Here is a 14,071-nt window from a genome sequence, read left to right on the forward strand (position 1 = left end):
CGGGGCATGCCTTCATGTGGAAATGTCATTTCGCAGGCATGGGGACAAGCGTACTTGCAACATCGGGCAATCCCGTCACAGCACAACTATAAGCAATAAATACTAGCAACATAGTTGCCAAGTGAAAGGCTATACCAAGACGCAGAAATATTCGACTTTTTTTGCTTACGCGAACGAAGGGATATTCCCAATGATAAGATCTAAAGTCAGTCGCATTTTGGTAGAGGTATTGCGCGATGTATGCCCCACCCGTTGCGGCCGTTGCAGCAAATAGTCCGAACCCGAAGAGCCGAAGCGCTTGGATCGTATCCAGCGTCACAGGTTGGCGGCCGGTGCCGATGAACGCTAACATCGCAGCAGCTGACCCACCGTTTATTAGGGCTGCGGCTTTAAGGGCTTCCGACCCGAATGTGATAACTGTTCCGAGCATCGTCCGCGTTTCAACGGACGCCTCATCGTGCGCTCGCTCAGCCATTCGAAGGTTGCGCTTGTAAGTCTCCTGAGGGTCTTCTGTTGGTTCTGTCATGTCATGCGATCCGCGACAGCCCGTGCTTCTCAAACAGGAGGTTGATGCCCTCCACCAGCAGATCCTGTTGCTGGGCATCGGTGTCTGCCGCCAGGCGTTTTAACTGTCGGAACGCTTCGGGGGAGACGTAGGCGGTCACGACGCGCTTGCCCTCACGGGTCGATGCCTTCGGATAGCGGTTAGCGGACGCCGCATCCCGCAGCGCTGCCAGCGGAAGCGCCGACGCCGCAGCTTCGGCGACAGCCTCTGGCGCAGCTGCGCTCGACTTTGCTCCGAACAGACTTGGCCGCTTCGTCATTTTTGCCCCCTCGCCCTCTTGTTGCCCTGTACGCTTGCAGGCAGGCCCACCTGCTCGCATGCCCACGTAAACAAGGCCGCTACTTCCTCAGCTGCTTTCCCGTCCGGCTCATACTCGGAGGCCGAACGCCCGTCGATCACTGCATAAGAGTAGGCCACGCGCTGATGGATCACCTGCGGGGCTACGTGCGAGCCATCGGCTTCCAGGCCGCGCCGTGCTTCTTCAACGATCGCGCTGCGGATCGGCGCTGAGGACAGCACGACCCAAGCCGGCTTCTTGGCGATGGTCGCGAGATCCCGCGTCGCCTCGATCGCTTCAAGGTCGAAGGCCGCTGGTCGGCACGGGATCAAGATCAGGTCGGCCGCCCGAGCCGCCGCGAGGGAAGCTCGATCTGCATTCGGGGCCGTATCGATCACCAGAAGGTCAGCGCCGTTCGCGCGGGCAGCCTCCACGAGCTGCGGCAACCGCTCGGCATGGTCGCCGATAACTTCAGGTTCGGACGCCTCGCGCTTATCGCCCCACTTCCGGGCCGTAGCCTGCGGGTCCAGATCGACCAGCGCCGTGCGGTAGCCGGCGAGCGTGCCGGCGACGGCAAGGTGGACGGCGACGGTCGATTTCCCGACGCCGCCCTTCTGGCTGATGATCGCGATTGTCCGCACGCCCGCTTCCCTACCTGTCTCCGTGCCCGCCTGCCCACAAGCCCGCGAGTCGCACGCCTAGTCGTTTCAGCACAGCGGGAACCTACCTGTCGCGGATAAAGATTGACAGCTTGCCCACAGGCCCGCTTGCCCTCTAAATGGCTTGCCTGCATGTCAGGCAGGCCGGTCGCGGCGTGGCGGGTCTGTGCAAGCCGGATGCGCTCTAATGATAGAGCCGCCCGGCAAATGCCCTGCCAGTGTCGCCCGCACCGCATCCGCATCCTCGCGCTCCGGTTCGGCGCACAGTGCGGCAATCTCGGCATGGCAGGCGAGCCAGCGCCGGGTGAAGTGTAGCAGGCGCCTGCCGCCGGACGCGATACCGACCCGATCCACTCAAGGCCCTGCCGGAGCAGCCTCGCCATTAGTCGGCTTCGCGGCACGCACTGATGGAGCCGGCTTCCCCTTCGGAGGCTCTACCCGTCGCTGCTCGCTCACCTGCGCAGCGGGCGGCGGTTGCAGCGGGGAGGGGGCCGTTGGCGTGGACGAACCAACGTTGACCGAGATCCCGAACAGCCGCCACCGACCATCGACTGGGGCATAGAGCAACTCGAAGTTCACCTGGCTTGGCACGGAGGGAAAGAAGCCCGCCATGTGTAGCAGCCCGTTGGGCTCAATCTGGGGCAGGAGCGTCAGTTGCGGGTCGAGTACCGCTACGCCTGAGAGGTCGAGTTTTTGAGCCCGCTGGCTGGCGAAGATCTCTCCGATGCGAGCTGCGGTGTTGGCGTCTCTGAACCCAGGCGCCGAGAGGTCGCGTAGCACCGTGTAGTTGCCGGTCTCGTTCGCCTCATGAAGCGCGAGCAAGGTCGACCGGATCAGGATGAGCACCCCGTTCCGGTCGATCTGCGCAGGCTGGGGTGTAGCCTGCTGTTGAAACGGCTGTGGCTTCGGCTGTGCCGAAACAGTTTCTGCCCATCCACAAAGCAAGCCGACGCAGATCAGCGCCGTCGATCGGATAGGCCTCACAGCTCCCCCATGATGCCGAAGCGGACACCGACATCACCCCTGCCGCCGCCACCGACGCCAGCGGTAATTGCCATGGGCGTAAGGGTATCGAGGCGGTAGGCGATCGCTCCACCGACGCCATACTCGCCTTTGAAAGTTGCGCCATTGAGCGTGTAGGTGAGCCTTCCAGGAGCAGACGGCAGCGGCGCCGACGATAGAGCGAGCGCGACCGCAACACCCTGGCGAGCCTCGCGGCGGCTTTCGAACGCATAGCGGCTGAGTGCTCCAAACCCGGCTTCGAGGTTGCTCACCCGGCCATCAAGTGCGGCGATGCTGCTGGGTCCGATACCGGAGGCAGCAAGGTTGCCAGCTGCATCCGTGGTCACGAACCCGGTTCCGCCAGACTGGGCTGCAAGGCTCTGCGCCGAAGTTACGCCAGCCAACGTGTAGGTCTGACCGCCCGTGCCGATCGCCACTTGGTTAGCCCGTGTCGTCGCTACGCCGGTGCCGACCGCTACGCTGTTGGCCTGCTGCGCCGAGGCGCCGACACCGACCGCGACCGACCCGGCCCCGTTGGCACTGGAGCCGAAGCCGACCGCCGTCGCGTTGTTGCCGACCGCCGTGGCCGAACGACCAAGCGCCGTACTGTTGGTCCCGGAGGCCGTAGCAAAGGCGCCGAAGGCCGATGCCTCGTTGCCCGTCGCTGCTGCATTGAAGCCGACCGCCGTAGTCGGATCGGCTGTGGCAATGGCTCCTGCACCGATTGCCGTTGCGCCAGGCATGGTCGCCTGCGCCCCCGTACCGATCGCCGTGGCGGCGGAGCCAGAGGCAACCGAACCGAAGCCGCCTGCCACAGCGTTCGCGCCGCTTGCCTGCGGTGCCGCAAACCCACCGGCGTTGTTGGCCCGGAACGGTCCGGTGTTGCCACTCTGTAAGTCGGTGATGTCGCGGCTATTGACCCCGATCGCCGCGGTGTTGGCCATGGTCTGGCCCTGGAGCACGCCGATCGCCTGCGTGTTGGTGGTGATGTTCCGGGTGTTCGTCGTCGTCTGTCCGTCGAGCGCCCCAAGAGCGCCACCAACCGCGTTGTAGCTGCCACCCTGCACCACGTAGGTCGGTCCAGTCAGCAACCCATTCGCATCAACACCAGCGCCGCCGCCGAGCGCCGAAGCCGTACGCTGGTTTGTGGTGGCGATGTTGCGAGTGTTGGTCGTGGTCTGCGTATCCAAAGCACCGAGCGCGCCCCCGACGTTGTCATACGTCCCACCCTGAACCGCGTAGCTGGGTGCCGTCAGCAGGCCGTTGGCATCGGTCCCTGCGCCGCCACCGAACGCAGCCGCCGTGCGCTGGTTGGTCGTCGCGACGTTCTGGTTTGTCGTGAGCAGCTGACTACCGTTCACGGCCTGTGTCGAACCTGCAGTCAGTGCGCCGGCTGCGACGTTACCCAAGGTGACGGGTGCGCCGGTGCCGACGAGGTTCAGGCTGTTCGAGGGCGTTCCAGGGGTCGCGTACTGGATGGGACCGGCCGCGCCATTGGCGAGCGCCTGCTGCCCGGCAACGACGTTGGTGAAGGTCTGGTTGGAGCCATTGAGTTGGTAGCTCGGTCCAACGATGCTGGTGGTCGCCGCATTGTAGGTTGCACCGCCGCCGATGGCTGCAGCGGTGGTCGTACCGAGGTTGTTTACGCTGGTGGCTCCCTGCTGACTTAAAGTGAAAAGCTGGCTACCGTTAACCGCATCAGTCGAAGCTGCCGTGACCGCACCGGCCGCAACGCCTGTGATTTGACGGTTACCGGCTGTCCCGGCAACGTTCACGACCGTACCGCCAGTAGCAGCGCCCACGGTGATTGGAGCGTTGCCATTTGCCTGTTGTACGAGGCCGGCGGTGCCGTTCTGGAGGGCAGTAATATTAGTGGTGTTTGTGGTCGTGCGTACATCGAGGTTGGAGAGCGCATCGCCAACATTGTTCACGGCGACGGTTCCGCTGTTCAACGTGTAGGTCGGTCCAGTGAAAGCACCTGTCGCCGGGTTGTAGGCCGCGCCCCCGCCGAGTGCCGTGGCGGTCGCGGCTATGGCGTTGCCATTGTTGGTCACGTTCTGATTGGTCGTGTTCAGCTGGCTGCCGTTCACCGCGTCGGTGGAGCCCGCAGCGAGGGTGCCGGGCGCAACGTTGACGATCCGCCGCTCAGCACCCGCCGCTCCTACAGAGACAGTATTTGCTTGGTTGGCGATCGAGCCCTGACCGAGCGCGACTGCGCCCGCTGCAGTTGCTTGGGCCCCCTGGCCCAGCGCGGTGGCGGTGTCGTTGGTCGCGGCACTACCAAACCCTACTGCTGTCGCGTTTGCCCCTGTTGCGTTGGCTGTCCCTCCCAAGGCAGTCGCCTGAGCGCCGACCGCGTTAGCACTGAGGCCGAAGGCAGAAGCATTAGCCCCGTTGGCGACGGATCGACGGCCGAAAGCGGAGGCGCTCTCACCCGTGGCGGTCGCTCCGCTACCAAAAGCCGATGCTCCGAAGCCGTTGGCGGCCGAAGCGTTGCCGTAGGCAGAGGCGACAGCTCCCGTCGCGTTTGCGTTGAAGCCATTTGCGGTAGCTTGAACGCCATTGGCGAAACTGGCGTAGCCGGTCGCGGTTGCGTTATCACCGGTGGCTCGGGCATTTCGTCCGAAGGCGGACGCATTTTCACCGGTGGCAGCGCTGCTCAGACCAACAGCAGTTGCTTGGCCACCGGCCGCATTTGCGCCGTAGCCATAGGCTGAGGCGAACGAGCCATTGGCAATGCTGGTAGCGCCCACAGCAGTTGCCTGATCGCCGGCAGCATTGGCCTGGAAGCCGTTGGCGGTGGCGAACTCGCCCGTTGCTCGCGTGCCTTGCCCGTAGGCGGTCGCTGCAAACCCAGTCGCATTTGCTGTGTTGCCAAGTGCAGTAGCTTGGGCGCCGTTGGCCATTGTCCCGAAACCGCCTGCTACAGCATCTCCACCCGTAGCACTGGGCGCAGCTCGATTGTTCGCGTTGTTAGCTACAAACGGCACGCTCGCGATGCCGGCCTGAAGCTGGTCGAGGTTGACCGCGTCGGTGCCTTGAGATCCAGCTGCAACACCTGTGATTTGGCGGTTGCCAACTGCCATTTCACCGATTGAAGTCTGCGTAGTTGCTAAGTAGGCTGCAGTATAACCGGCTTGTGACCCACGAGCCGCTTGCGTACCCTGACCCAGCGCTACGTTAGACCCCTGCACACCTGCTGCAATACCCGCTCCCGTGCCAAGGACGGTGGAGTTCGCAACCGCATTATCGACTGCCCCAAGGCCGAGCACGATCGAGTTGTCGCCAGCAGCGGTCGTCCCAGCCCCTCCACCATTGAAGCCGCCGATGGCGATAGAGTTAGCCCCCGCAGCGTTACTCTGACCACCGAGCGCAATGGCGTCCCCCCCACTTGCCTTTGCGTCTGTGCCGATCGCTAGCGGGTCGCCGGTGATCGTGATGCCGGCGGTACCCGCAGTGGCGCCGTTGCCGATGGCAATGCCCGCGCCACTCGTAGCATAGGCTGTTGAGCTAGCTCCGACCGCTACCCCGTTTATGGAGAATGATTGTGCGTTTTGCCCAATCGCGGTGGCGTTGAATGCGTTGGCGATCGATCCTTCGCCAACAGCGGTGGTGTTGGGTGCGGTGGCGATTGATCCGGCGCCAATCGCGGTGGCGTTGATTGCGGTGGCGATTGATCCGGCGCCAATCGCGGTGGCGTTGTTTTGCCCGTCCGCCGTGGAGCCGGCCTGAGCGCCAAAACCGAGAGCGGTTAGTCCGGTGCCGTCAAGAGCAGTAACGATAGCGCCTGATGCGACAGTAGCGCCCGCCCCCGAGTTGGAACCGATGGCGACATTACCCCGCCCACTACCAGTCGCTGCGGCGAAGCTGTTCGTGCCATCACCGCTGCCAATGGCGATCGCATTATCACCGAACACAGCCGCTCCACTCCGAGAGTTCCCCTGTGCATCGATTGATCCCGAACCGATCGCCGTCGTGTAGTTGGTAGGATTAGTCCGGAAATAATTGTTGGCTAAAGTTCCAATTGCAGTGTTTCCACTGCCGCCGCTACCAGATCCAGCAAAAGAGCCGAACGATGTGCCAAAGTCCCCATTCGCCCTTGCAGCGAAGCCCACGGCGGTCGAATAAATCGCAGGAGTAGTTCCGGTATCAGTTGTTGCACCAGGTCCGCATGCGAAGGAGCCAATGCCCGTTGAGTCTCCAGTAGCTGGGGTTGTGCTGCAGACGCTCTGCGCGAGCGCCGGACTCACAACTGCGACCCCACCCAGCCCAGCCATCACGGCCACCGCCCACGGAGCGGCTAGACCGGCGCTCCCCCCGCCAAGTCCGAGGGCGCCGACGCGCTCGCGCCGGCCCATGCCGAGGCAGCGACAGGCCAACCGCAACACCGAGATCAAGCGGCGACGTTGCCCATTGCCGAGGCTCGCGACAACAAGGCCAGCGTAGGTAGTGTTGGAGCTAGTGCGGCTCCGGCACAGCTTCGCCTTCGTCTGCTCACTCATGGCGCCCTCTATCGCACCGCGCGCTGTTCAAGGCAGCAGCTGCGGACAGGGGTACGTCCTTCCTATAAAGTCGCTCATACCGAAATAGCGACTCCGTTATTAAGCGCTAAGTTCATCTCACTGAGACTTTTTAGTCACATGGATTGCTTATGCCTATGGATGATTAAAATGAGGTTGTTTAACTTAAATTCGGCCTGTTACTTCCCGCCCATCATATAAAATAGACAACGATTAGGCCTCGACCTGCTACGTGAGAAGTATTGATTTGAATTAGCGAATGCCTCCCACTACCATGTCGAGCAAAGCTACGCCAGCAACGGTGAGGATGTTGCCCCGACCACCCCAGGGCAGTGCCGCGAATGGGATCATTGCCGGCTCGGCCACCACAACCGGCAACACGGTCTCCGGCGCCTCGGCCTCGCGGTCCCCGTCGTTCCCGCGCAGCCATACGACCTGGCTTCCGTGATGGTTCTCAGGAGCGGCGAGGCCGGGTTCCGCGTCCGCACTGTCCTCGGCATCGATGTCCCCGTCCATGCGGTCGAGGATCGCGAGAAGGCTATCAGCGGTGTCGAGCCCGGCTTGCGAGCAAGGTGCCCACGATCGGTTATTAGGTCGTCAACGGCTTGATGGCGGTATTAGATAGCAAGCTCACCCAAAAGCGCTGACGCAAAAAATGGTGCGCCGTAACATTTTATGGTGCAGCGCGGACGGGAGTGCGACAATCTTGCCCCATGTCAGATCGAGCCCCCCGCCCGTTCGTCAGTCCGGCGCCCCAGCGTGAGGATGCCTCTCGGCGAGCGCCTGTCCCAATCTCAGTGAGCGAGCAACGCGTACGCTTCATTGAGGGCCGGATAGCCAAAGGGCCCTCCGATCCGGAACGTAACTATGAAGTGGCTATGCAAGCAATTGCTGAGATGAGGCGCCTTAATGCCGAGGCGAGGATCTAAGGCTTCTCAGTGCCCGCCTTTCGAAGCGGCAACTTCTCGCCAGCTATCGATCCATCGACATGAAGCGTTCCATAAACCGCATTCCGTCCCATAGCTCGACCCCATGGCCATCTAGGAAGCCTCTTGCCAAACGCTCTGCATCAAGGTCGTTTCGCGCCTTGATCGGCACCATGCGAGTAACTTGGCCTTCAGATCCCAGCACTAGCACCCGGTAACAAGATGGGGCCGGTAGGTTGTCGAGATCGGCAAATCCAAAGCGGTCCGATTTATTCAACATCACGTCTCTCCACCCTTGAGAGCGCTAGGGACCGCGTCGGCTGCTCGGATAAGAGGTTAAAGAAATCTTAATGGCTTTCGCCTAAATTTGATTGTTTTCAACTCTTTACAACGAAAAAGGCGCGCCGGGTTAGGGCGCGCCAGAGTCCTTGGGATTGGTCCACGGGATGAACCGGAGAGAAGCTTATCAAGTGGCCCAAGACGCATACGCTCAATTGATGGGCTCGGTGAAGAATGCCGCATGGCTGCCTATGCACCCACTGTGAGCTTGGGCATGTAGGCCGAGGCGCCTCTTCGCCTTGTATCTGCTGCATTAAGAGTGAGGGCAGTAGGCATCAGCGCCCACCTTCCGCCACCATGTCGAGAAGCATTGCGCCGGCCGCTGCCACGACGTTGCCATGCCCGCCCCAGGCCATCAGCTCGGGCGCGAGGTCTACGTGGCGAAACCGCGGAACGGGGCTGACGATCACGACCGGCAACCCGGTCTCCAGCGCCTCGGTCTCCCGGTCCTCGTCGTTCCCGCGCAGCCAGACGACCTAGCTGCCGTGATGGTTCTCGGGAGCGGCGAACGAGGCAGCGCCGTCGGCATCACAGCCCCGCCACGTAGAGCAACATCAGTCCGAGTGCCGAGACCACGTTGCCCTTGCCCGCCTCGTGCCCGGCCAGCGCCGGCAGCGCGCGCCACCAGCGCCGGGCGTGGCTGATGTTCCGGGCGACCTCGGGCAGGCCGAGCATGAGGGCAGCGCGCATTGAGGGGCGGGTCTTCATAGCCTGATCCATTCCTTGCTGAGGGGCGACCATGATGGCCGCGAGGGCGGTCGAGATGTTCGTTCTGAGCCTGATGTGTCTCGTCTCGGGAGCGACGCTCGCGGGCATCGCCCCACATCGACCTGTGCGGCGGGCCGCGTTCGAGAGCATGGGCGGCTGCCTAGTTGTCGGTGGCCTCTGCTTGCTCGGCACCGGCCTACCACTCTTCCGCTGACGTCAGTTCGAGGTCGCGGGTCGTGCCGCGCAGCCATGTGACTTGGCTGTCGTGGCCTTCGAGCGTGCCGAGGGCGGGTTCGGCGTCGCCACCGTCCTCGCGGTCCACATCCCCATGAGCAGCGTTCAGCGCCGGCAGGTCGACGGCTTCCTTCGCGGCGCCAATCTCGGCCTGCCACCGGTCCCAGGCCGCTACGATGGCGTCGGCTCGCTCCTGCGCTCGCGGGCCCGGGACGACGCGCTTGGCGTCAAACGGAAGCGTCGTCCGCGTCGTTCTCCAACTCCCCGATCTCGAACGGCGCAGGCTCGTCGAAAGGGAGGCCGAAATGACCGGCCGCAAGGCGGGACAGACCGATCAGAGTTCGTTCGGTCCACCATTCGCCGAGCGCGGCCTTGAGGACGATCCCCGGCAGGGTCTGCATCGGGTCGTTGAGATAGGGGCCGACCAGGGGCGACAGGGCGGCATCGACATCCCTCGCCACGATCCACGCGGCACGAAACCCGTTGGCATCGCGCGCAGCCTCGGCCCGCGCCGCCCAAGCGATGGCGCCGGCCTCGTCGTTGAGCCAGTCCCGCCGAACGCCGGCCGTCGCGTCGGCCACGTCGAAGAGACGGCGGCTCTCCTCTCGCTTAAGGCCGAGGCGGTGCAGCAGAGACTTCCTCTTCCCCCTAGATGACACTGCAGGGGGACGGTAAGTCCCCACCGTTCGTGCCCGGGTTCGTCGACTACCTGTTCCTGTCCTTTACGAACGCGACGGCCTTTTCACTCACGGACACCCTGCCACTCTCACACCTGGGAAAGCTCCTGATGATGGCGGAAGCTTTAATTTCGCTCCTCACCGTCGCCCTGGTCGCGGCTCGGGCCGTCAATATCCTGGCCTGATGGTTGGACACTGAGCTTCCTGCGGGGCTACGGTAGGTGTCGACCCGACAGCGCGCGAAGCAAGGATCTCCGTGAGCGATCGACGGACAGTGTGGCGAAGCCTCGCACTCGCACTCACGATGAGCCTGCCCGGTGCCGTAGCCCAAGCACAACAACTCCTGCCGAACGGGCTGGAGGGCGCCGGCAACCATCTGCGCACATCGGTTGCTCAACCGGAGAGTACCAGTCAGGCTTCGGGAGGCTATGTCCGCTCCGTCGAGCCCTCGCTCGGTCCGCTCGCCGATCCCTTAGGCCTACGGGCCTTCTTGAAGCCACAAGGCATCGAGTACAGTCTCACCTACATCGTCGACGTGCTTGGCAATCCAACAGGTGGTGTGCGGCGAGGAGCCATCATTGAGGATCGCTTGAACCTACGTCTCAATCTCGATCTCGAAAAGATTGCAGGGTGGGAGGGTGCAACGATCCATGCCAATGCGTACTTCATCCATGGTACTGGGCTGTCGCGCTACTACGTTGATAATCTGCTGACTACAAGTTCGATCGAAGCTTTGCCCGCATCACGCCTCTACGTATTGTGGTTCGACCAGACGCTTTTTGATGGCAAGCTTGCCATTCGAGCAGGACAGCTTGCCGTCGACACCGAGTTTTTCGTGAGTCAGACCGCAACCTTGTTCATGAACACGACCTTCGGCTTCCCAGCTCTCGGTTTCCTCAATCTGCCGGGTGGCGGGCCGATTTACCCGCTCGCGGCGCCTGCCATTCGAGCGCGCTACAAGCCGAACGACAACCTGACTTTCCAAGCCGGCCTTTACGACGGCGATCCCGGAGGTGCATCCCGTCTCGGCCCTGATGTCGAGCCTCAGCGTTTCAATCGAACCGGGACGAACTTCCGGACGAACGACCCAGCCCTTGTGGTGGCGGAGGTCGTGTATGCCTACAACACCGACAAAGACGCGAGTGGCCTTCCTGGAACAGTGACGCTCGGCGGCTGGCAGCATTTCGGCCGCTTCGATGATCTCCGGATCGACAGCGCAGGGCAATCGCTTGCTGATCCCCTTTCGACAGGGATCCCGCGGCAGGTGCGGGGCAATGCCGGCATCTTCGGCGTCCTCGACCAGACCCTCTATCGCGAACCTGGAAAGGACGACGAAGGGCTGAGTATATTCGTGCGTGGGGGATACTCGCCAACACGCAGCAGTCTCGTCGACCTCTATGTCGATGCAGGGTTTGCCTATAAGGGCTTATTCGACAGCCGTGAGGACGACACCCTCGGCTTCAGCGTTGGCCACGCCCGGATCGCAAGGGACGCGCGACAAGCCGACAGGGATCAAATTTTCTATAGCGGCATGGCTGTGCCGGTTCGCAGCGCTGAGACGGTCTACGAGGTCACCTACCAAGCCGTAGTCGTCCCGGGCTTCACGGTTCAGCCCGACTTCCAATATATCGTTCACCCGGGTGCAGGAATTGCCAATCCTCAGGACGGAACCGGCCGGCGGATCAAGAATGCAGCTGTCTTAGGCATTCGAGCTGCGGTTCAGTATTGAAACGTCGTAGTCGAGAAATTCTAATCGCGGCCTCCCTTTATGTTTATCGATTCTAAACGATTGCACGTATCCCGAGAGGTGCGACTGCCTCTGTGGACCAAAGTGCGTTTTGCTTCGCTGCTTCTAGGGATTGCAGGATCAGCCCCGGCAAGTGCCGCCGTCGCGCGCGATCTTGATGCGCTGACGCGCCTACTTGTCCCAGCAGATCTGGCTTTGATGGTGAGTAACGCCTGCACGGCCACCGATCCCTCTTTCTCGCACGAGTTCGGCGGTCCACACGGCACCGTCCCGGAATACGCGCAGCGCGTGAAGGACGCAGTGAGTGACAGCTTAACGCCAGAGCAAGTACAGATCGTCCTGCACCAAGCAGCCGACGTTGCACGAGCGGCAGCTATGCGCGCGCTCCGCGCGGCAACCGCTTCAAACGACGCAGAGGAGGAGGCGAGAATGCACGAATGGTGTGCGACGGCAGTCAAGCCGTTTATTCAGGCGTTTGTCAGAGCGCAAGACGAAAATACAGAGAATTTTAGCCGACAGCTTAAGCATGCAAAATCAGATTAGCTGCTTTGAACGGTTTGGTATTGTTGGTAAATATCCAAAATATCAATGTACACTACGCATCAGACGTTAAATGGAACGTGACACCCATCAAAGCGTGCCTTCAAATCGACGAATGATTTATCCTCCGATACCCGATGAAGTCGCTCTTGGATGAGGTCGCAAAAGCTTGACGCTAGATATGATAGCTGTCAAAAAAACGACCGATTTACGGACATATGGGAGGGATGGGGCAGCGTCGCCGAATTAGCTTGGCCTTTTCGACTTTGGTAAGGGTTATAAATGCCCCCATGCCTCTCCTAACCGACCGCCAAAGGATCGAACTCGCAGTCCCAGCCTACCTTCTCTACGCACTAACGGGGGCGTCGAACGTGTTCGTCCCCGTTGACTCCGATCTGGCCGCCAGAGCTGAAGCGGATATCACGGAGCTACGCGGGAACCTACGGATCGCCTCGCTAGAGCCGTTTGCTGATTTGCCACCTCACAAGAGGCAAGCGCTCATACGTCGCCTTGAGCGCCTCAAACGGATTGCGGCTACCAATTGGCACGAGCGCCCAGCCTTGAGCCTCATGCTGATGCTCTGGTGCTTCCTCAAGGATCTCACCGACCGTGAGGTTCTGATCCTGTGGGCGGACTCGGCAATGGATCGGGCAATGCGAAAGCTGACGCCGATGTGTGAGTATGGTTTTGAGAAGCGGGAGGATAGCGCATCGGCCCAGGAGCAGGCTCGCACGCTGCTCGGCCGCCTCCGGGCCGAGGGGCTATACCGCTGATCTCCACATGCACCCGCTGGTTTCGACCCAACCTGGTCGCTTGGTTCGCCATAGGCGCTTCCAACAAGCGCTCATTCGTCGGCCGTCCGGTAATTTCGGCTCGGGATGGCAACCGAAACTTGACCTCTGGTTCCAAAGCAGACGTTCCACCTCACACCCAATCTTTCCCTCTCGAAGACGTTTCCATATGTGTCGAGCGTCATCGTGCAGGACCATCTGCCGTACGAATGCAAAGATGGATCATTCAGCCGTGCTGGAGTGCTTGCCGCCGGTGCCCTCGCAGATCTCCTTGATGCTGGCGAGCGAGGCGCGAAGCCCATCCGTCATCGCCGCGCTTGGGCCACCCTGATACTCGTCCATGGATTTCTTGATATCTGCTGTCGGTGTGAACTGTAGCGTGCATTCGACCTTCGATGCGTCGCCATCGACTCGGACCGCCATCTTCCCCGAGTATTCGTTGCTACCATCCGAGCCCCACGTCATCGTGCGTGTATCCGGATCGACCTTGAACCAGCCCTCCGAGTTGTAGGCGTGACCGTTGGCAGTCCCGTCGACATCGACCCGCTCATGGGTATGCGAGTGAGCTCCGCTCACGGTGGGAAGGTATCTTGGCAGGTTCTTGATGTCTGAGACGAAGCGAAACACAGCGTCAGAGGGCGCGGCGACGTCGATGTGAGCTGTGTACTCGGACATGTGATGAGCCCTTCATATGGGGAGCAGCGTCGCGCGAACTGCTCGCGATCAGGATGGTGGCGAACGTGATCCAGCCGCAGATCGAAAGCTTCAGGCAGCCCTCAATCCCGAGGTGGCCTGCGGGCGAGCGGTCCCCCCGCACGCGAGCGCGGGGACCGCTCGCGCTTCTCAGTTGTTCGGCAGCGCGAAGACGGTGAGCTGACCACCGAGGTTGGTGTAGCTCGAGAGGGCGGCGTAACCACCCACCGCGCCGAGACCGGCGTTCGGGTCGGTCAGGCCGGCCGCGAGGCCGATGCCGGCCCAGCCACCGACACCCGACAGGATGCCGACGTACTGCTTGCCCTTGTGCTGGTAGGTCATCACGTTGCCGATGATGCCCGACGGGGTCTTGAACTTGTACAGCTCCTTACC

14 protein-coding genes and 1 pseudogene are annotated in these 14,071 nt (G+C 61.9%); 4 read left to right on the plus strand and 11 right to left on the minus strand.

The features are described 5' to 3' along the window. Positions 1-25: 25 nt before the first annotated feature. From FV227_RS14145 to FV227_RS14185, 9 genes are all read right to left on the minus strand, one after another. Complete coding sequence (locus FV227_RS14145; RefSeq protein WP_147859242.1) at positions 26-526, minus strand: hypothetical protein; 501 nt, start codon at positions 524-526, stop codon at positions 26-28. A gap of 1 nt (position 527) precedes the next feature. Beyond that, complete coding sequence (locus FV227_RS14150; RefSeq protein ID WP_147859243.1) at positions 528-824, minus strand: ribbon-helix-helix domain-containing protein; 297 nt, start codon at positions 822-824, stop codon at positions 528-530. Beyond that, the gene (gene parA, locus FV227_RS14155) at positions 821-1,483 is read right to left on the minus strand and encodes a ParA family partition ATPase (RefSeq protein WP_147859244.1); all 663 of its coding nucleotides are present in this window, start codon (positions 1,481-1,483) and stop codon (positions 821-823) included. The genes FV227_RS14150 and parA overlap by 4 nt, the downstream gene beginning before the upstream one ends. 372 nt (positions 1,484-1,855) lie before the next feature. Beyond that, positions 1,856-2,446, minus strand: a complete 591-nt coding sequence (locus FV227_RS14160) for a hypothetical protein (RefSeq protein ID WP_246686643.1) — start codon at positions 2,444-2,446, stop codon at positions 1,856-1,858. Positions 2,447-2,481: 35 nt separating this feature from the next. Then, the gene (locus tag FV227_RS14165; protein ID WP_187274803.1) at positions 2,482-6,420 is read right to left on the minus strand and encodes a hypothetical protein; all 3,939 of its coding nucleotides are present in this window, start codon (positions 6,418-6,420) and stop codon (positions 2,482-2,484) included. An 855-nt stretch (positions 6,421-7,275) separates the two neighbouring features. After that, a complete protein-coding gene (locus FV227_RS14170) occupies positions 7,276-7,539 on the minus strand; it encodes a hypothetical protein (RefSeq protein ID WP_147859246.1) in 264 nt (87 codons plus the stop codon). A gap of 1,024 nt (positions 7,540-8,563) precedes the next feature. Beyond that, positions 8,564-8,707 (minus strand): hypothetical protein, encoded by a 144-nt coding sequence (locus FV227_RS29020; RefSeq protein ID WP_187274804.1) that lies wholly within the window; start codon positions 8,705-8,707, stop codon positions 8,564-8,566. Positions 8,708-8,816: 109 nt separating this feature from the next. Continuing rightward, entirely contained in the window at positions 8,817-8,978 is a 162-nt protein-coding gene (locus FV227_RS29025) for a hypothetical protein (RefSeq protein WP_187274805.1), read from the minus strand. Between the two features lie 479 nt (positions 8,979-9,457). Continuing rightward, complete coding sequence (locus FV227_RS14185; RefSeq protein WP_147859248.1) at positions 9,458-9,811, minus strand: hypothetical protein; 354 nt, start codon at positions 9,809-9,811, stop codon at positions 9,458-9,460. Between the two features lie 107 nt (positions 9,812-9,918). Between FV227_RS14185 and FV227_RS14190 the strand changes: the two genes are divergently transcribed. From FV227_RS14190 to FV227_RS29855, 4 genes are all read left to right on the plus strand, one after another. Then, positions 9,919-10,092 carry a hypothetical protein gene (locus tag FV227_RS14190; protein WP_187274807.1) on the plus strand — a complete coding sequence of 58 codons (174 nt, stop codon included), beginning with the start codon at positions 9,919-9,921 and terminating at the stop codon, positions 10,090-10,092. Positions 10,093-10,211: 119 nt separating this feature from the next. Next, entirely contained in the window at positions 10,212-11,636 is a 1,425-nt protein-coding gene (locus tag FV227_RS14195) for a carbohydrate porin (RefSeq protein WP_147859250.1), read from the plus strand. 102 nt (positions 11,637-11,738) lie between these two features. Beyond that, a complete protein-coding gene (locus FV227_RS14200) occupies positions 11,739-12,197 on the plus strand; it encodes a hypothetical protein (RefSeq protein WP_187274806.1) in 459 nt (152 codons plus the stop codon). Positions 12,198-12,754: 557 nt separating this feature from the next. Next, the gene (locus tag FV227_RS29855) at positions 12,755-12,967 is read left to right on the plus strand and encodes a hypothetical protein (RefSeq protein ID WP_246686687.1); all 213 of its coding nucleotides are present in this window, start codon (positions 12,755-12,757) and stop codon (positions 12,965-12,967) included. Between the two features lie 240 nt (positions 12,968-13,207). Here FV227_RS29855 and FV227_RS14210 read toward each other — a convergent pair whose 3' ends face one another. Both FV227_RS14210 and FV227_RS14215 read right to left on the minus strand, forming a co-directional pair. Then, positions 13,208-13,660, minus strand: a complete 453-nt coding sequence (locus tag FV227_RS14210) for an SRPBCC family protein (protein ID WP_147859253.1) — start codon at positions 13,658-13,660, stop codon at positions 13,208-13,210. A gap of 168 nt (positions 13,661-13,828) precedes the next feature. Next, positions 13,829-14,071, minus strand: a pseudogene (locus tag FV227_RS14215) (PQQ-dependent dehydrogenase, methanol/ethanol family); the annotation flags it as partial.

The sequence above is a fragment of the Methylobacterium sp. WL119 genome, assembly GCF_008039875.1.
Taxonomy (GTDB): domain Bacteria; phylum Pseudomonadota; class Alphaproteobacteria; order Rhizobiales; family Beijerinckiaceae; genus Methylobacterium.